Genomic DNA, 19,633 nt, shown 5'->3' on the forward strand with positions numbered 1-19,633 from the left:
AAACTAAGATATGAAAAATAAAGCGCATGTATGGATGTGTGGCTTGCTTTCCGCGACAATGGCTTTTACATCCTGTACGAATTTTTTAGAGGAAGACCCGAAAACCTTCTTGAGTCCTTCTGAATATTATACGACAGAGAACCAGATAAAGGCGGCTGTGGATGGCACTTATGACGGGCTTGATGATCTGTTGAGTTCCGACCTCGAGATTGCCACAGTTCACCTTTTTAACTTGGAATATCTTGTAGGTACTAGTTATCGTCCTCGTGCGGCCGGTAATGAGCAGAACCAGTTCTTGTTGCTTTCCGGTTTGGAAGAGAGTAACGGCATTATTCGTAACTTCTGGAAGGCTACTTTCTTTCCTTTGGAAAATTGTAATAGCGTGATTCAAAATGTTTCCGCTACGGATATTATTAGCGAAAGCCAGAAAGCGAAGTATCAGGGAGAGGCTTATTTCTTGCGAGCGTATTACTATTTTCAAGGGGTACAATTATTCGGGGATATCCCGTTGAAGACGGAACCTACGGTAGACTTGAATACGGTGAAGATTCCAAGGTCTCCTAAGGAAGATATTTATAACCAGATCGTGGAAGACTTGAAAAAGGCGGAGCAGTCCGGTTTGGATTGGAGTGATAAAACAGGCCATGTCTCTATGGGAGCAATCAAAACCCTTTTAGCCAAGGTTTATTTGACAATGGCAGGTTATCCGCTTCAAAAAGGAAATGAGTATTATCAATTGGCTTACGAGAAAGCCAAGGAGGTTATTGACAGTGGAGCCTTTAGCTTGTTCGCTGATTATAAGGATTTGCGTGCGTCAGAGAACGAAAATAGTGGTGAGCATATTTTTATGATCCAGCGTGAGGCGCAAGATGCCGGGGCTCCTTTCCATTTTGGCCTTTTGCCTTATCCGGAACAACCGATTTCCATTACTCCGGCTTATGGGGGTGGTTTGGCTCCTCGTAAAGAGTTTTATGAAAGTTATGATGACCAAGATATTCGTAAACGGAATGAGGAGTTTTTCTATACTTCTAAACCCAAATATGGTGATCCGGAGACAACGATTACTTTGGATGTTCCTTATTTATGCAAATATTGGGATGAGAATGCTGAATCTACAGGAAAGAGCGGGGCGAATATTCCGGTTTACCGTTATGCGGACGTTCTATTAATGTGTGCGGAGGCAAAAGCTACCTTGGATGGTGGATCTACTTCCGACGCTATAGCTGTGGATGCTTATTTCCAAGTTCGTCACCGTGCGTTGCCCAATGAGGCGAGACCGACTTCAATCACGGTTGATCAAGTATTGAAAGAGCGTGCGTGGGAACTCTGTTATGAGTTTACAGGATGGTATGATATGTTGCGTACTCACCGTGCGTTTGATCCGGTATCGAAGCAAATGGTTGATTTATTCGGCTATCAGGCGGTTAATCATACGTATCCGTTTAAAGAATCGGATTTGGTTTTCCCGGTACCTTTGCGTGAGAAAGAACTGAACCCTTTGCTCGGTGAGGATGTCGTTCGCTAAAAGTAAGCGGGCGATTCTCTAGACTAGAGGTGTGTGGGAGGATATTACTATCCGTAGTAATCCGGATTATTATCCATGATAAATACGATTACTATTGATAGTAATATTTTTTAACACGGTATATATTATTCATCACAGAAAATTAGAGAAGAGAGAAATAGAGATGAAAAGATATGTTTTGTTTGTCTGTTTGCTTTTATCAGGTCTTGCAGGAGTATATGCTCAGTCGATAGCTCCGTTTCAGAAAGGAGATCGGATCGCCTTCGTGGGAAACAGCATTACTTGCGGTGGTCATTATCATTCATATATCTGGCTATACTATATGACCCGTTTCCCGGATCAACGCATCGATATCTTTAACGAGGGAGTAGGTGGGGATGTAGCCGAGATGATTTACCAGCGGTTGGATAAGGTTTTCGAACATGAGCCTACAGTGGTGACGCTATCTTTTGGCATGAACGATGTCGGCTATATGGATTTTCGGAAGCCGGGGGCCGATACGATCGCCCGGAACCGGGTAGAGAAAGCTTGCCGGGATTATGCTCTTATCGAGGAGGTCTATAAGAAGTATCCGGAGGTGAGGAAAATCTTGATCGGAAGTTCTCCTTATGACGAGACTTCTCGTTTCAATAAGGTCGCTTTCCCGGGGAAGAATACGCCGATCTTGGAGATCGTGGATTTCCTGAATGCCCGTGCCCGGGAGAATCAATGGGGATTCGTGGATTTCAATCGCCCGATGGTAGCGATTAACCAATGGGAGCAAGCGGAGGATTCCATGTATACCTTATGCGGGAAGGATCGTATACATCCCTCTACGGACGGGCATCTGGTCATGGCTTATCTCTTCTTGAAGGCGCAAGGTCTGGCTGGTAAGCCGGTAGCCGATATCCGGATAGACGGAGCGGGGAAAAAGGTGACTCGCTCGGATAATTGCCGTGTCTCGGATTTGTCTGTTTCCTCGGATAACCTTACTTTTACGTACGAGGCGAAATCGCTTCCGTATCCTATCGATACCTCTTATTATGATAATGAGAAACATACGCAGGCAGATGCCTTGAGTGTTATCCCTTTTATGGATGAGATGAATTATGAGGGATTGTCTGTGAGCGGTTTGTCGGATGGATATTACGGGTTGACGATCGGTGGGGAGTTTATCGGTCGTTTTACGGCGAGGGAGTTGGAGCGAGGCATCAATATGGCTCTTCTTCAGAATACCCCGCAGTATAAACAAGCGATGAAGATCCGCCAGATGAACGAGGAACGCTGGTTGAAAGAGCGTAAGATGCGTGAATTTTATTGGGTGGAATATAACTTGATGCGGAAGACGGGCATGCTTTGGGCCTGCGACGAGGCTGCCGTGGACACCTTGCGCAAATACCGTCCCCACGACATCTTCTTGCAATGGAACGGCGCCCTTTGGCTACAATACATGCACAAGGGGATTCGTGAGGATTGCGTGAATGAGCAACAGGATCTGGTTAACCGGATCTATGAGCAAAATAAACCAATCCCCTTGCGAATAGAGATCAAGAAATTTACAGACTTGTAGAGACGGGGCGTGCCCCGTCTTCCACCGACTGGAAGTATTCTAAATGTGAATTAATAGCACATATTATATGAAAAAGAAACTAGCGATATTCGTATTAAGCCAATTCTTGTTGGCCGGTTGGGCGGATGCCCAACAAGCCTATTTCATCGATGGCTATCATGGCGGTATCTACGGGCATTACCCGGTGGGACAAACCGCCTTTATCGCCCAGAAATTAAGGCAGAATCCCAACTGGAATATCAATATCGAGATCGAGCCTGAATCATGGGAAGTCGTACGGCAACGAGACCCTGAAGGTTACGAGGCTTTCAAGCGCTTATTTAAGGATCAATCCGTGGAGAGTGGGCGGATCGAGTACGTAAACCCGACCTATGCCCAAAGTTATTTCTTCGGGACATCCGGCGAGAGCGCTATCCGCCAATTCGAATATGGAATGCGGCTAATCCGGAAACATTTCCCTGAGGCGGTATTCACCACCTATTCGGCGGAGGAGCCTTGCTTTACCAGTTGCCTGCCTTATATATTGAAGTCATTCGGCTTCTCGTATGCCTCTACTAAGAACCCGAATACGATGTGGGGTGGCTACGTAAGCGCCTACGGAGGTGAGTTGGTGAATTGGGTAGGGCCGGATGGTACGAGACTTACCACCGTCCCCCGTTACGCCTGCGAGGATTTACAACCCGGCTCTTGCTGGCAATCCATCTCGTGGTTCAATACGGAGGACTACATCCATAAATGCTTGGATGCCGGCATCCAGCACCCGGTCGGCATGTGTATCCAAGATGCCTCATGGAGCCATGGTTGGGATAAAGGCCCTTGGCTGGGACAGGATACGACGGGCTATTATACGCCGACCGCCTATAAGACTTGGCGGAATTACATCCAAGACTGTTCCGTCGGGACTACTCGGGATGATTGGCATTTCTCGCAAGAGGATGTCCTAGGTGGCTTGATGTGGGGAACGCAGGTCATGCAGCGTTTGGCCGGAGAGGTACGGGTAGCCGAGAACGCTATCGTGCGTGCGGAGAAAATGGCGGCTTACGCTCGCTTATACAAAGGCATGGAATGGCCGACTGAACGTATCGATGAGGGATGGCGCACGCTTCTATTGTCCCAGCATCATGATTGCTGGATCGTTCCTTACAATCAACTACAAGGGAAAAAGACATGGGCGGAGACGGTTACGGATTGGACTGGGGTGACCATTCAAAACAGCCGTCAGATAATTGATAACGCCTTGTCCTTATTGAAAGAAAAGGAAGGTGAATCCACGGTGTACGTATATAATACCTTGGCTACCGACCGGAATGAATTGGTGGCGGTGGAAGTCCCCGTCTCATGGAGAAACTCGGATTGGGTGGTTCTTGATAAGCAAGGAAAGAAACAACCGGCTCAATGGTTGACGGAAGACGGCATTTCAAAACTCCTGTTCCGTGCGCAAGTCCCCTCGGCCGGTTATGCCTCTTATGCGATCCGGAAGGCAGAGGATAAACAGTCCGGAACCTTGAAGGCTGAGAGACAGAAAGACGGTACGTTTCGCATGGAAAATGATTTATACACCTTGGTGCTAACCCCCTCTAAAGGAGGTGTAATAGAAAGCTTGAAAGCGAAAGCCGTACGAGGCAAGGAATTCGTGGATAACCGGAATGAACGTGGGTTCAATGAGCTTCGGGGATATTTTATCGATGAGGGTGGTTTCCTTTCCAGTATGGATCAACCGGCTGAGGTGAGCGTGTTGGAGCAAGGGCCCTTATTCGTGAAGGTAGCTGTGAAAGGCAAGATCGGAAAGTATTCATTTACCCAAACGATCCGGTTAACGCAGGGAGAGCCTCGCATCGATATGAGTGTTAAACTGGATTGGACAGGAAACCCCCGTATTGGTGAGCCGGGTATCGAATTCCGTGCGGATAATCCTCGTAAGTCATTCTATGACGACCGTTACAAACTTCTGGTGTATCTGCCTACCCAGATCGCCAACCAACAGATTTATAAGGACGCTCCGTTCGATGTTTGCGAGAGCCGGTTGGAGAATACCTTTTTCAATCGTTGGGATAGCATCAAGCATAACATCATCTTGAATTGGGTGGATGTAGCGAGCAAGGATAACTCTTGTGGTCTGTCATTATTCACGGATCATACGACCAGCTATGCGCATGGTAAGGATTTTCCATTGGCCTTGAACGTACAATACGCTGGTAAAGGCTTGTGGGGCCGGGATTATATCATAGACCGTCCGACCGAGATCTCGTATGCCTTGATCCCTCATGCCGGAACTTGGGAGAAAAGCCGTATTTGGACACAAAGCGAACGACGCAATGAGCCTTTGGTTGCGACCTTGGGCGGCGATGCTACCTTAACATCCGGTTCCCTTTTCCGGATAGAGGATAACGCCTACGAGTTGGTTTCTATGACCTATAAAGGGAATGACCTTTATATCCGCCTATTCAATGCCCAAAGCGATGCCTCCCCTAAAACGATAATCTTCCAAGGACAAGACGTGAAAGCGAGCTTGGTGGAATTGGATAACCGTCTGGTTGAGGACTTAACCGTCACCGAGAAGAAAGGCGCCAGTTCAATGCGTCTTTCTATCCCTCGTTACGGGATAAGGACATTAAAAGTAAGCTGTAAGAATATCTAATGTAGAGACGGGGCATGCCCCGTCTCTCTTTATCCCTAATTAATCCCCGTTTCTCTTGCCTCTTTCGGTGGAAAGATGTTATTTTGCATCCCGAATTAAAAGAATAGGCGTTATGTTGAAATTCTTCAAGACATGGACACTCCCTATCTCCATGTTAGCGGGTGCGATAGGGTATTTTGTTTTCGCCAATGTTACTTTTCTGGAGCCTGCAAAGCCGTTCATGTACACTTTAATAGCGTATCTGACGCCCTTTTTGATTTTTGCGCAGTTGCTCTTAACCTTCTGTAAGATCTCTGTCCGGGAATTGATGCCCAGCCCTTGGCATGGTTGGCTATTGCTTATCCAAGCGGTTTCCAGTTTGGTGCTTGCCGCCTTATTGCTCTGGCTGCCAATGAGAGAGGAATACCGGGATGTGTTCGAGGGAGCGATGGTCTGCCTGATTTGCCCAACCGCTACGGCGGCCGCCGTGATTACGGGTAAATTAGGGGGAAGCGCCTCTAGTCTGACTACTTATACCTTATTATCGAATCTATTGGCAGCGATTGTCGTGCCGCTGGTCTTTCCATTAGTGGAACCGCATGCCGAGATTACTTTCTTCGCCGCATTCTTGAAGATCTTGGGAAAAGTCTTCCCATTGCTGTTATTCCCGTTTTTCCTCGCTTTGTTCTTGCGTAGAATCATACCACCTATCCATCGCTTCCTTGCGGGGCTTCGGGATATGGCCTTTTACCTCTGGGCCGTCGCTCTAGCTATCGTGACCGGGCAGACCGTGAAATCCTTGGTTAATAGCGAGGCGGAGATTTATGTAGAAATCCTGATCGCTTTAGGCGGCTTGATAACCTGTATCGCACAGTTTTATTGGGGAAAGCGCATCGGCAAGAAATACAATGACCGTATTAGCGCCGGACAAGCCTTGGGACAAAAAAATACCGTGTTAGCGATCTGGATGTCTTACACCTATTTGAACCCCTTGTCTTCTGTTGGCCCGGGGAGCTATGTACTGTGGCAAAATATTTTCAATAGCTATCAGCTGTGGAAAAAGAGGAAAAATGAGCTAGAATAATAAATGCGACCCGGAAAAAGGCGGCACACCGAAATAACGATGGAGCCGCCTCATTAACTTTCTTTCCTATCCTCTTATCAGTAAATTGAAGCAAATCCCAAATATGAAATAAGCTATATAGCAGAAAACGGAAACACCTAGGGAAACAAGCAGTTGTTTCATGAAAGACTTTTCCTGCCGCATATAATTGTAATTGAACGTAGCGCCCACAAAACCGAATACGGCGCCGATCAATCCCCCTAAAAAGATGAGTAACACAGGCAGTCCGCCCACGATATACTCTCGGGTAGACAACCGCTCCTCCAAATCGATTTTCTGTCCACGGAATACAGCGACGTGAACAAAGTCAAAGCCATAGACAAAGAATAGCTTTGGTTTCCGTTGCTCATGAATTCTTTATTTATACATTTCTTCATCCGCAAAAAGGCTTGACTACATCAAGCAACATTGGCCTTCTTATGCGTATCAAGTCCTATAAGTTTAGTTTTATTCCTTATATTTGCGAATACGTTGAATGATAGACTCTCTGTAATATGATAACAACAATCGCCCCATGGGGTATGAATTGTTGATTTGGGCAAAACGTGGTGAATTACATGGAACAGCGTTCGTTACGCTTTGAAGCTATAACCATCATATATTTATCTTAATTGCAGGATATACGTTTACGGGGAAAACTTATTGGCTCAAAGGTGATCAAGTAGTCTATTTCAGTATAATAATTATTCATACTTATGGAAAAGGAACAAACGAATGAAAATAGTTGGGAATTTCATCTGACAGATAAGATCGCCCAGCTTTCCAAAATGACCTTGGAAATGCATACGGAGTTTTGGCTTAGTACACTCCAGACATGGTTTCATGGCTATCAAACACCCGAAGAGTATAAAGCGACGATTTGGGGGAGGGAGGTAGACCTATGCATCTCCATCGCTCCCTTGGAGACACCGACCGAGAAATTACCTATCATTGAAGAGAAATCGGAAAAAGGTAAGAATGAGCTGCTTCCCCCGGAACAGCAAGCCTACGTAGACGAACTCAAAAAGAAGATAAAAGCTCTCAAAAAACTCCTGCCGCCTAAGGTGGACGAGGCGTTAGAGCAACGCTATTTGGATTACATGAACGCCGAGAGGATTAAGGCAATCATTCAAGACTGCACCCAGATATGGAGCAACCCGGATTTGCCCGTTGAAGAAAAAATCAGTCAGCTCATTCCTTATAAAATTGAATTATATGACCTTGTGCGTAATGTCCAACTGCCGGATGATTTGATGCGTGCGGATACGAATATTTCAATTACAATGGCCACCATTCAATTCTTTGCACAAAGCGTAGAGAAAAATGCGAAGAAAAACAAAATAAAAACACCCAAGCAGGTACGTCAATTAGTGAAATTTACCAATGACATCATTACTCGCATGGATGAGGGTCAGAATAAGCTAAACGGCGTTGAGCGAGATATGACTAAGGAAGAGTCTAAAGCCTATGATGCTTATCTTGATATAAAGATTGGAGCAAGGTCTGCCCTTCACTCGTTTGAAGAACGATTGGAGTTATACGAGCGACTTTGGGAAATGCCCTCGGTCTCTACCGGTACTAAGATTGAATGTTTGAATGAGGCCATCAAACTTATCCGGAAGCAATGCGGTAAAAACCTGGAGCCCCGTTGTCCGCACGAATCCCTTATCCGGAAACATCTGAAAGCTATTAGTGGCTATATGAATAAGCTGGAAGAAGAAGCGATATGGCAATTGCGCATGGCCGACGAATTGCTCCCGACAGCAAACGCATGGCGGGAAGATTGTGAACTTCCGGCATTGTCCAGAGAGGAGTTTGCCCTCCAAGTAGAATTGCAATCTGTTCATATAGAGACCAAGGAGAAAGAAGACGGCTCCATCCATTACGAGCTGGAGCTTTTTTTCCAAGACACGGAAGACACATTCGCCGGCCACTTCCTATATGCTGATATCGAGGACCATGAGGTGAAGGAGATAACGTTAATGGGATAGCTACATTCTATGTTTGTCCACAAGGATTTGCAAGGTAAAGTCTCTTTACGATACTTTTGGGGCCCGTTCGATTGTAAGCAGGCTCCTTTTTTTGTCGACACCTCCGGCGTATCCGGTTAGGCTGCCATCGCTGCCTACGACACGGTGGCAGGGGATGATGATACTGATCGGGTTATGGCCTACCGCTCCTCCGATCGCTTGCGTAGACATGCTCGGGATACCTTTTTGCCGTGCGATTTCCCCGGCGAGCTCCTTGTAGGTTACGACTTCGCCATAAGGTATTTTGCTCAATAAGTCCCATACCGCAAGTCGGAAAGGCGTATCCTCCAGATGGATAGGAGGGGTGAAGCTGGGAATCTTACCCATGAAATAGCTATCCAGCCACTCTTTGGCTTGCTCGAATATCGGCAGTTCTCTTTCTTGGTGTTCCGCCGATAAAGTGGCGGCAAAATATTTTTGCCCGTCGAACCATAATCCTGTCAGGTGGTCGCCATCGCTGGCTAGGGTTATTTCTCCCAAGGGAGATCGATATTTGTCGGTGTATTGCATGATGTTTATCAAATAAGGGCGTAAGTTAGAAAAATTTTCGAAAGTAGCCAATATCTAAGGGCGGAAATGAGATAAGGAATCCTACTTTTATTTATATTTGCATAGTGAAATTTCGTGAACGGATAATACTTCAACATTTTTAAACAATGATAAAATTATGATCTTAAGTAGAAATTTATCAGAGGCGTTCAATGCCCAAGTTAATGCGGAGATGTGGTCTTCGAATTTGTATTTGTCAATGTCCGTGTATTTCCAGAAAGCAGGGTTGAACGGGTTCGCCCATTGGATGAAGAAACAAGCGGCTGAGGAATTGGAGCATGCTCATAAGTTGATCGATTACGCCTTGGATCGTGGTGGCGATATTACGATCGGCCAGATCAACGTGGTTCCGACAGGCTGGGGAAATCCGTTGGAGGTATTCGAGCATGTTTACAAACACGAGTGCTATGTATCAGAGTTGATCGACAAATTGGTTGATATCGCCGAGGCTGATAAGGATCATGCTTCCCGTGATTTCTTGTTCTGGTTCGTACGCGAGCAAGTAGAGGAAGAATCTACGGCTAAAGAGATCGTGGATCAATTGAAGAATTATGGGGAATGCCATTACGCCATTATGGATCATAGATTAGGAAAGAGATAATAAATTTCCGTCGAGAAATATAAAAAGGCTGTATCTTCACCGGACGCAGCCTTTTTTGTCGTATTTTTACCCGGTAAAGTCAGTAAGGAATACTTATAGATAAATAGAAAATATAAATATGAGATTAAGCGATGTATGGTTTACGGCTCTCTCGGAAAACGAGTCAGGGCAAATGATTACTGTTTACGGGCGGGACGAGTTGAATGAGTTCACCGAATCCGGTAAGTTCAAAGAACGTGTCGAGATCACTTGGAAATACGAGGGAGATGAGAGAGGCCTTCCTAGCGATGACCTTGGCGAGAAAATGGAGGCCGTGGAGGAAGCGCTTCGTAAGGCGATGGAAAAGAAAGACAAGCTGGCTATCCTGACGGGTGTCTATACCGGAGGAGGAGAGAAGGTCTGGGTGTTTTACACACGTACCGTGCGTGTATTCGGCGAACGCTTGAATGAGGCCTTGGCTCCTTTCGAATTACTGCCCATCTCTATTTATACCGAGATGGATCCGGATTGGGAAGAATATAAGGATATGTATGAGATGAAAGAGTGGGCGGTGGATTGAGCGTATGTAGGCATCGCCCCACACGTATATAGATATCGGTCTACGCCAATATACGTGTAGGTTTATATCGATATACGTGTGGGGCGATGCCTATATACATGTTTTTACCGGCTCATCAAGAAAGATTTGAATCCCTCGAAATCTTTTGCCAGCTCGATGCTTTGCTTGGTTCCTTCCATGAAGGCTTTCAGTTTCGCCGGGATCTCGATATCTGCCTCCAATATCTTATCGACCGTTCCTTTGAATTTGGCGGGATGGGCGGTCTCGAGGAATAGACCCGTCTCGGTCTCGCTTAGATCGCTGTCTAGTAATCCTTGGTAGCCACAGGCTCCGTGCGGGTCGAGGATATATCCCGTCTCTTTATAGACGGCTCGCATCGTAGAGGCGATTTCCTCGTCCGTATAGCGATGTCCGGAGATCAGTGCGCATATTTCTTTATGAGGATCATTGAATGCGCTGAATAGGTCGATGATACGGGCGAAATTACTCGGATCGCCTACATCCATGGCGTTCGCTAGGGTGGCGACTGATGGGCGGGGTGTATAAGTTCCTGTATTCAGGTATTCCAAGAATACGTCGTTACGGTTGTTTGCCGCTACGAAACGCTTGATAGGGAGCCCCATCCAATAGGCGAACAATCCGGCGGTGATGTTTCCGAAATTACCGCTCGGCACGCAAACGACCAGCTCGTCCGCTTTTCCCAGCTTGTCCAGCTGAGCGTAAGCGTTGAAATAGTAGAACGATTGGGGCAAGAAACGGGCTACGTTGATGGAGTTCGCCGAGGTCAGTTTCATATGACGGTTTAATTCCTCGTCCATAAAGGCGGATTTAACCAGCGCTTGGCAATCGTCGAACGTGCCGTCTATCTCCAATGCCGTGATGTTCTGTCCTAATGTCGTGAACTGGCATTCCTGTATCGGGCTGACCTTTCCCTTGGGATAAAGCACATACACGTGAATGCCCGGAACGCCTAGGAATCCGTTGGCGACGGCGCTTCCCGTATCGCCGGAAGTAGCTACCAATACGTTCACTTGCTTCAATCCCTCTTTCTTTATGAAATAACCGAGCAGACGAGCCATGAAGCGCCCTCCTACATCCTTAAAGGCCAATGTAGGCCCGTGAAATAACTCTAAGCTATAGATATTACCCTTTACGGGTACCACCGGGGTCTCGAAGGAGAGCGTATCTTTTACGATACCGTCCAATACCTCCGGCTCGATGTCTTCCCCGAAGAACATCTGAGCTACTGTGCAGGCGATCTCGTGGAAGGACTGGTTCTTCATGTTGGCTATCACCTCCTCGTCCAAGGAGTCGATATACTCGGGCATATATAATCCCTTATCGCCGGCCAGACCTTTTACGACGGCCTCTTCTAGGCTGGCTACAGGGGCTTGTTTGTTTGTGCTGTAATATTTCATGCTCTAATCGTTTAGAAATTCTTTTATAAATTGATCTTTTTCCAGTATGCCATATTTGCCGTTTGATACGGAGAACTCATCAAATGTGGTAACGGAGTCGGGTTGCTCGCCCGGCTTGTAAATCAGGAATGGAACCGGGGTATTCGTATGCGTACGTATGGAGCAAGGAGTGGGGTGGTCCGGAAGGATAGCGATTGCTACCGGCTCGTCCCATTTTTGTGTTTCCTCGTAGATGATACGTACGGCACGGTTGTCCAGATACTCTATCGTCTTGATCTTTAGGTCTACGTCTCCTTCATGCCCGGCCTCGTCGCTTGCCTCGATATGCAGGTAGACGAAGTCGTTTGTCTTGAGGGCCTCAAGGGCGGCGTGCGCTTTTCCCTCGTAGTTCGTGTCGTATAATCCGGTAGCTCCCTCTACGTGAAGCACCTCGAGGCCGGCGTAAACGCCGATTCCCCGGATGAGATCGACGGCGGAGATCACGGAGCCTTTCCCGAAGCCGTACATCTCCCGCATCGTTCGCATGGCCGGACGGTAGCCCGGAGACCAAGGCCAGATACTGTTCGCCGGATCTTTCCCCGCTGCCATACGTTTGAGGTTCACCGGGTGATCCTTTAAGATCTCTTGGGACTTGAGGATTAATTCGTTTAATAAATCGGCGGTCTCTCGTGCTTCCGGAACTTCCGGTTTTATCATTAAAGGCCGGAAAGGATGGAGGGGTACGTCGTGTGGTGGCGTGCAATCCAGACGCTTATCGCCTCCTTTGATTACCAATAGGTGGCGATAGGAGACACCTGTATAGAACTTAACACGGTCGGAGCCTAATCGCTCGTTCAGACATTGGATCAACTCGTCCGCTTCCTCCGTGGAGATATGGCCGGAAGAGTGATTCTTCAAGATGTCGCCTTCTACGCAGATTAAGTTACAACGCATCGCCATCTCGCCGGGTTGCAGGGCGACGCCTATACTGGCGGCTTCCAATACACCCCGTCCCTCGTATACGGAGGGCAGGTCATAGCCTAATACCGCCATGTTCGCGACCTCGCTACCGGGATGGAAACCATCCGCTACGGTTTTCATCTGCCCGGTTACTCCCAGTTCCGCCAATTTATCCATATAAGGAGTCTTGGCGTATTGCATCGGGGTCTTGCCTCCCAGAGCCTCTATCGGCTCGTCGGCCATTCCATCGCCTAAAATGATAATGTGCTTCATACCTATCGAATATTTGCGATGGATATGATGTCGGCGAATACGCCTGCGGCCGTCACGTCGGCCCCGGCACCATATCCCTTGATGATCATTGGATATTCATGATATCTCTCGGTGGAGATCATGATGATATTGTTGCTGCCCTCCAGTTCATAGAACGGATGGTGGCTGTCTACGGCTTGTAGGCCTACCTCGCAAGCGCCGTTCTCCATCTTCGCCACGAAACGGAAGCGTTTGCCTTCCGCTTCCAGTAGCTGGCGTTTCTCCTCGAAACCGGCATCTGTATCCTTGATATTCTTCCAGAAGTCCTCAAGGGAACCCTCGAAGTACTTTTCCGGGATGAACAGGTTCCGTTTTACGTCGGCTTGCTCCACCGGATAACCGGCCTCACGGGCCAAGATAACCAGCTTGCGGATCACGTCTTTGCCGCTAAGGTCGATACGTGGGTCCGGCTCGGCGTATCCGGCTTCCTTTGCCATATGGATCGCCTCGCTGAAAGGAATATCGGCGCTGATCGTATTAAAGATATAATTCAGCGTACCGGAAAGTACGGCCTCCAGTTTCAATATATGGTCGCCGCTATTGATCAAGTCGTTCATCGTATTGATGATCGGGAGGCCGGCGCCTACGTTCGTCTCGAACAAGAACTTGATGTCTCGGTGGCGGGCGGTCTCCTTGAGCTTGGTATAATTATCGTAGGAGGAGGAGGCCGCTTCTTTGTTAGCTGCCACGACGGATACGTTATTGTTCATCAACGTCTCGTAAAGAGCCGCCACGTCCGGGCTTGCCGTGCAATCCACGAATACGGAGTTGAAGATATTCATCTTTACGATCTCCTCGCATAGATGTTCCGGGTTACTCTCTTCCCCGTTCTCCTTCAGCTCCTCCAGATAATTGTCGAGGTTGATCCCTTCCCGGCATAAAAGGGCTTTCTTGGAGTTTGAGATACCTACGACATTCAGCTTCAAACCGTTTTGCCGCATCAGTTTCGGTTGCTGGATACGTATCTGTTCCAATAAATTGCCGCCTACGGTTCCTACACCGGCGATGAAAAGGTTCAATACCTTATATTCGGATAGGAAAAAAGAGTCATGAATGGAGTTCAACGCCTTGCGAAGGTATTTATGCTTGATAACGAAAGAGATATTCGTCTCGGAAGCGCCTTGGGCGCAAGCGATCACGCTGATGCCCGCACGTCCCAGCGTACCGAACAGCTTACCGGCGATACCCGGGGTACGTTTCATGTTCTCGCCTACGATAGCGACGGTAGCCAGATCCTTCTCCGCTACGGTATCGTTCATATCACCCTGCGCACGTTCTAAGGCGAACTCGTCGTTCAATACTTGTACGGCCAAATCAGCGTCGGCGTTACGTACGGCGAAAGTCGTGTTGTTCTCGGAGCTGGCTTGCGATACCATAAATACGCTGATGCCATTCTTGGCAAGCGTCTTAAAGATCCGGTAGTTCACGCCGATCACGCCCACCATACCTAAACCTTGTACCGTGATCAAGCAGGTATCGTTGATGGAGGAGATACCCTTGATGATGGCCTTGCCTTCCTCTTTCACCCGCTCTTTCGAGATATAGGTTCCGGGAGCGGTCGGGTTGAAGGTATTCAAGATACGGATCGGGATATTCTTATGATAAACCGGATAGATCGTCGGCGGATAGATTACTTTCGCCCCGAAGTTACACAACTCCATCGCCTCCGTGAAAGTAAGCCGGTCGATTACGTAGGCGGAGCTGATCACACGGGGATCAGCTGTCATGAAACCATCCACGTCCGTCCATATCTCCAAGGTGTTAGCGTCTAAGGCGGTCGCCAAGATGGAGGCGGTATAATCCGATCCCCCTCGTCCGAGGTTCGTAACCTCTCCGGTTTCCGTGCTGGAAGAGATGAATCCGGGCACCAAGGAAACCTTGGGCAGCGGCGAGAAGGTCTCTTTTATGAGCTTGTTGGTCAAGTCGAAATCCACGATATGCTTGTTGAATTGCTTGACTGTCTTGATATATTTGCGTGAGTCGAACAACTTAGCGTCCTTGATCACGTTCGAGACGATCAGGGAAGATAGGCGCTCGCCATAGCTTACGATCGTATCGGATGTCTTGGCGGATAAATCGTTAATCAAATAAACACCTTTGAAAATATTGCTCAATTCATCCAGTAAAGCCATCACTTTCTTCTGGACATCCATGCGTACCTCCTTGTCCTCTATCACTCCCTCGATCACGTCCAGATGGCGGGCGATGATCTCCGATAATTCTTTCTCGTAGGCAAGGTCGCCTTTAGAAGCCATGGTAGAAGTGGCCAGTAATTTATCGGTGATGCCCCCTAAGGCGGAGACAACCACGATTACGGGCTCTTCGATAGCCTCTACTATTTTCTTTACACTTAAGATACTATTCACGGAACCTACGGATGTTCCGCCGAATTTTAATACTTTCATCGATATGTATTTTTAATGGTTCATCGAGGATTGACAATCAAGAAAAGGCTTTTTCATGATTAGCAACCGACAATAACCGATTGATTAAACTTATTTATGTAAAAGGAGAAATAAAAAAGGATGCAATACGAGATTGCGACATAGCGTGACGTGGTCTACGCGAATGCTTATTAATAGATTCTAACCCCCCAAGGGGTCATCAATGCCCATGTATAATATGAGGACTCTACACTCATCATTGATTTTGTATGCTACTTATTCTTTTATATTATAGGGGCAATATTACGCATTATTTTTCATATTGCAAGCGTTTTTGTCAAAAGATTGACTATTTTGTTGTTCAAGGTCCGCCCGGCTCTTGCTTTGGGTCACTAAATAGACGCCGGAGAAAACAAGTGCGGCCGATACTAGTTTCGTTACGCTAAAACTATCCTGACCGATGAATATGGCGATAAAGGAAGCTACGATCGGTTGGATATAATTGTACATGCTGACGGTAGTCGGGCGGATTCGCTTTAAGGCCAGCGGTATTAATAAATAAGGTACGAACGTGGCCCCGAATAACACGAAGAAAATGGCTCCCAGCTCTTGGCCGTCGAAGACCTCTTTATGGAAAGCCGGGGTATTCCAGATGGATTCGATAGCGAAAGGCAGGGTAATCAGCGTGGAGAACAGGAACATCCATTTCATCATCGTGACGGATGAGTACTTGAGTGTTAGTGGCTTGGATACTACCAAATAGATCGAATACATGAATCCGCTAATCGTAATCAAGAGGTTTCCCCCTAGACTGCTCGCTTGATTGGAACCTTGCGTGGATTGTAGTATTAAGGAGATCGCCCCGCATATACCAAGCAGTACCCCGAACGTTTTCATCCGTGTGATAGGTTCCTTTAGGATCAGGGCCGCCAAGATCATGACAAAGATGGGGACGGCGGTCGCTATGATGGAAGCGTCTACCGGCGACGTGGTATTCAACCCCCAGATAAACAGCCCTTGGTTCAAGCCTACTCCGCAAAGGGCGCAAAGGCATAGAAGTCCCAAGTCTTTCAACGGCACTTTCTCATAGGGAACGAATAGGGAGGTGATCCAGAACATCACGCAAGCGAAGCTCATCCGCATACTGGTTAACGCCTCGGGTTGCACATGCTCGGGGAGTAGATATTTGGATACGGGCATATTAATGGCGAACAGGATGTTGGCCGCTAAAATAAGGAGATGCCCCTTTAGCTTTTCTTGATTCATCATGAGTACGATCCTAGATTGGTATAATATAAATGTATACAGGCTTATGTTTTTGGGAACAAAGGTCTTACTTTTTTTTGATAATAAGAAATGATCTGTAAGCAAAGTGTTATTGGGGTGTTGATAAAGAAAAAAGAGGAATATAGGTGATTTCTCCAATTTTGAGATATCTTTGTGATTGAAAACAATATACCTGCTGATATAGCAAAGACCATGAACGAGAATTTAACAAACTAAATAAACATGAAACGAATTATTGAGATATGTGCGAACTCCGCTCAAAGCTGTGTGGAGGCGGAGGCGGGAGGCGCTACCCGTGTAGAGCTTTGCGCCGGGATACCCGAAGGGGGAACTACACCTAGTTATGGAGAGATCAAGACGGCGAAGGCTCTGACTTCCAAGATCGATATCAATGTGATTATCCGTCCGAGAGGCGGTGATTTCTTGTATACGGAAGCCGAGGTACAATCCATGCTATTGGATATAGAACTGTGCAAGGAGCTAAAAGTGCATGGCGTCGTTTTCGGCTGTCTTACGAAAGACGGGGATATCGATGTACCCTTGATGCGGCGCTTGATCGAGGCGGCAAAACCTCTGTCCGTAACTTGTCATCGTGCTTTCGATGTTTGCCGGGACCCATTCACTGCGTTGGAGCAGCTAATCGAGTTGGGATGCGACCGTATCTTGACCTCCGGCCAGCAATCGGATGCCGTGAAAGGAATCCCCTTGATCGCCGAGCTGGTGAAACGTGCGGACGGACGGATCATCATCATGCCGGGATGTGGCGTACGTGAGAATAATATCGGGAAAATAGAGGCGGAGACAGGAGCGAAAGAGTTTCATACGTCCGCCCGAAGTATCGTATATAGTAAAATGGAATACCGCAATGAGAATGTCCCGATGGGAAGCAGTATCGTCTCCTCCGAATTCGAGACGGTGCAAACGGATCGGGAGAAGGTAAAGGCATATATTTAAGTGCCGGTATAGGCGTGAGCCTGTGTCGGTATTGGTGTAGCCCTACGCCTATACCTGCATCGCCTCATGCCTATACCGGCGTGGGGCGATACCAATACTCGTATGCGGGTGAAATGTTTTTTCTTCCCAAAAAGATTGTTTATCTTTGCGCCTCCATTGGATAAAAGATGCTAAATGTAACAGTGAATAATCGTTTTGGGCTTCACCAGCGTATCATGCTTATGATCATGTTGGTGCTGTTACAGTTTTATTCCATTGGAAGCGATTTCTTTCCGGAGAATATTACCACTACCTCGATGGAAATAGTCGATAAAGAGGCACCCGATGTGTTGTTGGATTTTGACGATAACGCCTCCTTGCGAACGGTACGTCAGGAGCAAGTGCAAATCCGAGCCTTGGAGATCGATTTGATATGGGACTTGTTTACGATTCTGGATTTACATGAATTAATTCATTCCTTGGAACTACGGCAATGCGCCAAGCTTCCTTTATTTTATAACCTACACAAAGCACAGAATTTCGTTTGGTTCTGTTCCTATCTGATTTAGCAGAACTTACCTGTTTCTTATTGTCGCGCATGGGGTGATTCGCCTATGTGCTTTTCGTCGTATTCAAATAATTATAAATCTATAAGTTTTATGAGGATAAAATTGTTTTCTAACTATTTACCCTTACTATGCTTAACGGCTTGTGTATGGGTATCTTGTAGCCAAAACCGGGAGAAAAAGTCCGGGAAGAAAGATCATACGCCGGTGATGCGGTTAACCACGACCACGATCGAGGTGCCGCAGTCGTATGTAGCGGATGTACAAGCCGTACAGTTCGTAGAGGTGAAACCTAAAGTGGAAGGATTCGTGGAGGCCGTCCTTGTGGACGAGGGCGAGCACGTGAAGAAAGGGCAGGTGCTTTTCAAGCTTTCCTCGGCGGAATTGTACGAGGAGGTGAAAGAGGCGCAAGCCCATCACAAACAGGCCCAAGCCGAGTTGAAGATGGCGGAGGTAGAGGTAGACCGCATCAAGCGTTTGGTGGAGAAAGATATCATCTCGCCGATCCGTCTGGAGCAGGCGATGGCCGAGGCGGACGTGGCACGCTTGCAGGTGCAACAGGCCAAATCCCGTTTGCAACGTGCGGAGACTAATTTCTCATACACGACGATCACGGCTCCTTTCGAGGGATACGTGGACCGCATCCCCTTTAAGGTGGGAAGTTTGGTTACGCCGAGCAGCTTATTGACCTCCTTGACGGACGTATCGGATATGTTCGCTTATTTCAAGATCAACGAGAAGGAGTATCTGGAATATAAACGGACGCAGTTGAGCGGTATCGACCAGCCGGAGTATAATAATCTGGAACTGATCCTTTCCGACCAATCCACCTATCGGTATAAAGGGAAGGTAGAGACCGTGGAGGGCGACTTTGAGCGGGGTACCGGATCGATCGCTTTCCGTGCCCGTTTCGCGAACCCGGAACGTTTGCTGCGACATGGCGTATCCGGCAAGATCCGGATGCTGACCAAGATGGAGAACGTGGTCTTGGTTCCCCAGCAATCCACTTTCGAGATTCAGGATTTCACCTATGTATATACGGTAGCGGAAGATGGAAAGGTGAGCGTACGCAGCTTCGAGCCGTTGGCCCGCCACGGTTCTTATTACGTGACACAGGATTTGCCGGACCAGACCGTCATCGTCTACGAGGGTGTCCAGATGATCACGGACGGCATGACTATCAATCCCGATATGGTAGATGGAGCCACGATCCGTCGCCAATTGGAATCGTCTAATGAAATCGAGAATAATAAGTAAGCCCT

The 19,633-nt window shown here is 47.4% G+C and carries 15 protein-coding genes and 1 pseudogene; 10 read left to right on the forward strand and 6 right to left on the reverse strand.

Annotated features, from left to right (window positions below):
• Positions 1–10 precede the first annotated feature (10 nt).
• The 4 genes from D7V92_RS08965 (at position 11) to D7V92_RS08980 (ending at position 6,775) form a co-directional block, all read left to right on the forward strand.
• Positions 11–1,525, forward strand: a complete 1,515-nt coding sequence (locus D7V92_RS08965; protein ID WP_121772721.1) for a RagB/SusD family nutrient uptake outer membrane protein — start codon at positions 11–13, stop codon at positions 1,523–1,525.
• A gap of 163 nt (positions 1,526–1,688) precedes the next feature.
• The gene (locus D7V92_RS08970) at positions 1,689–3,074 is read left to right on the forward strand and encodes an SGNH/GDSL hydrolase family protein (RefSeq protein WP_233572824.1); all 1,386 of its coding nucleotides are present in this window, start codon (positions 1,689–1,691) and stop codon (positions 3,072–3,074) included.
• Positions 3,075–3,141: 67 nt separating this feature from the next.
• On the forward strand, positions 3,142–5,712 hold the full coding sequence (locus tag D7V92_RS08975; RefSeq protein ID WP_121772723.1) for a glycoside hydrolase family 38 C-terminal domain-containing protein: 2,571 nt from the start codon (positions 3,142–3,144) through the stop codon (positions 5,710–5,712).
• 112 nt (positions 5,713–5,824) lie between these two features.
• Positions 5,825–6,775 (forward strand): transporter, encoded by a 951-nt coding sequence (locus D7V92_RS08980; protein WP_121772724.1) that lies wholly within the window; start codon positions 5,825–5,827, stop codon positions 6,773–6,775.
• Positions 6,776–6,841: 66 nt separating this feature from the next.
• On the opposite strand, the pseudogene D7V92_RS22725 reads toward D7V92_RS08980, so the two are convergent.
• Positions 6,842–7,138: pseudogene (locus D7V92_RS22725) on the reverse strand (hypothetical protein); the annotation flags it as partial.
• Positions 7,139–7,509: 371 nt separating this feature from the next.
• On the opposite strand from D7V92_RS22725, the gene D7V92_RS08990 reads away from it, so the two are divergent.
• Entirely contained in the window at positions 7,510–8,784 is a 1,275-nt protein-coding gene (locus tag D7V92_RS08990) for a DUF2262 domain-containing protein (RefSeq protein WP_121772725.1), read from the forward strand.
• Positions 8,785–8,829: 45 nt separating this feature from the next.
• Here D7V92_RS08990 and D7V92_RS08995 read toward each other — a convergent pair whose 3' ends face one another.
• Entirely contained in the window at positions 8,830–9,333 is a 504-nt protein-coding gene (locus D7V92_RS08995; protein ID WP_121772726.1) for a methylated-DNA--[protein]-cysteine S-methyltransferase, read from the reverse strand.
• A 157-nt stretch (positions 9,334–9,490) separates the two neighbouring features.
• Between D7V92_RS08995 and D7V92_RS09000 the strand changes: the two genes are divergently transcribed.
• Positions 9,491–9,973, forward strand: a complete 483-nt coding sequence (locus D7V92_RS09000) for a ferritin (RefSeq protein ID WP_005861772.1) — start codon at positions 9,491–9,493, stop codon at positions 9,971–9,973.
• 118 nt (positions 9,974–10,091) lie between these two features.
• On the forward strand, positions 10,092–10,532 hold the full coding sequence (locus D7V92_RS09005; protein ID WP_121772727.1) for a DUF695 domain-containing protein: 441 nt from the start codon (positions 10,092–10,094) through the stop codon (positions 10,530–10,532).
• Between the two features lie 104 nt (positions 10,533–10,636).
• Here D7V92_RS09005 and thrC read toward each other — a convergent pair whose 3' ends face one another.
• From thrC to D7V92_RS09025, 4 genes are all read right to left on the reverse strand, one after another.
• Positions 10,637–11,950, reverse strand: coding sequence for a threonine synthase (gene thrC / locus D7V92_RS09010; protein WP_121772728.1), 1,314 nt, complete (start codon positions 11,948–11,950; stop codon positions 10,637–10,639).
• Between the two features lie 3 nt (positions 11,951–11,953).
• Entirely contained in the window at positions 11,954–13,162 is a 1,209-nt protein-coding gene (locus D7V92_RS09015) for a cofactor-independent phosphoglycerate mutase (RefSeq protein WP_005861778.1), read from the reverse strand.
• 2 nt (positions 13,163–13,164) lie between these two features.
• On the reverse strand, positions 13,165–15,606 hold the full coding sequence (thrA, locus tag D7V92_RS09020; RefSeq protein WP_005861780.1) for a bifunctional aspartate kinase/homoserine dehydrogenase I: 2,442 nt from the start codon (positions 15,604–15,606) through the stop codon (positions 13,165–13,167).
• 282 nt (positions 15,607–15,888) lie between these two features.
• Positions 15,889–16,854: a DMT family transporter gene (locus D7V92_RS09025; RefSeq protein WP_121772729.1), complete on the reverse strand. Its 966-nt coding sequence runs from the start codon at positions 16,852–16,854 to the stop codon at positions 15,889–15,891.
• A gap of 240 nt (positions 16,855–17,094) precedes the next feature.
• On the opposite strand from D7V92_RS09025, the gene D7V92_RS09030 reads away from it, so the two are divergent.
• The 3 genes from D7V92_RS09030 to D7V92_RS09040 all read left to right on the forward strand — a co-directional run bounded on the left by D7V92_RS09030 (position 17,095) and on the right by D7V92_RS09040 (position 19,628).
• Complete coding sequence (locus tag D7V92_RS09030) at positions 17,095–17,826, forward strand: copper homeostasis protein CutC (RefSeq protein ID WP_005861801.1); 732 nt, start codon at positions 17,095–17,097, stop codon at positions 17,824–17,826.
• A gap of 167 nt (positions 17,827–17,993) precedes the next feature.
• Complete coding sequence (locus tag D7V92_RS09035) at positions 17,994–18,374, forward strand: hypothetical protein (RefSeq protein WP_008774070.1); 381 nt, start codon at positions 17,994–17,996, stop codon at positions 18,372–18,374.
• Between the two features lie 90 nt (positions 18,375–18,464).
• Positions 18,465–19,628: an efflux RND transporter periplasmic adaptor subunit gene (locus tag D7V92_RS09040; protein WP_005865934.1), complete on the forward strand. Its 1,164-nt coding sequence runs from the start codon at positions 18,465–18,467 to the stop codon at positions 19,626–19,628.
• The last annotated feature ends 5 nt before the right edge of the window (positions 19,629–19,633 follow it).

Source organism: Parabacteroides sp. CH2-D42-20 (assembly GCF_003670185.1).
In the GTDB taxonomy this organism is placed as follows: Bacteria; Bacteroidota; Bacteroidia; order Bacteroidales; family Tannerellaceae; genus Parabacteroides; species Parabacteroides distasonis.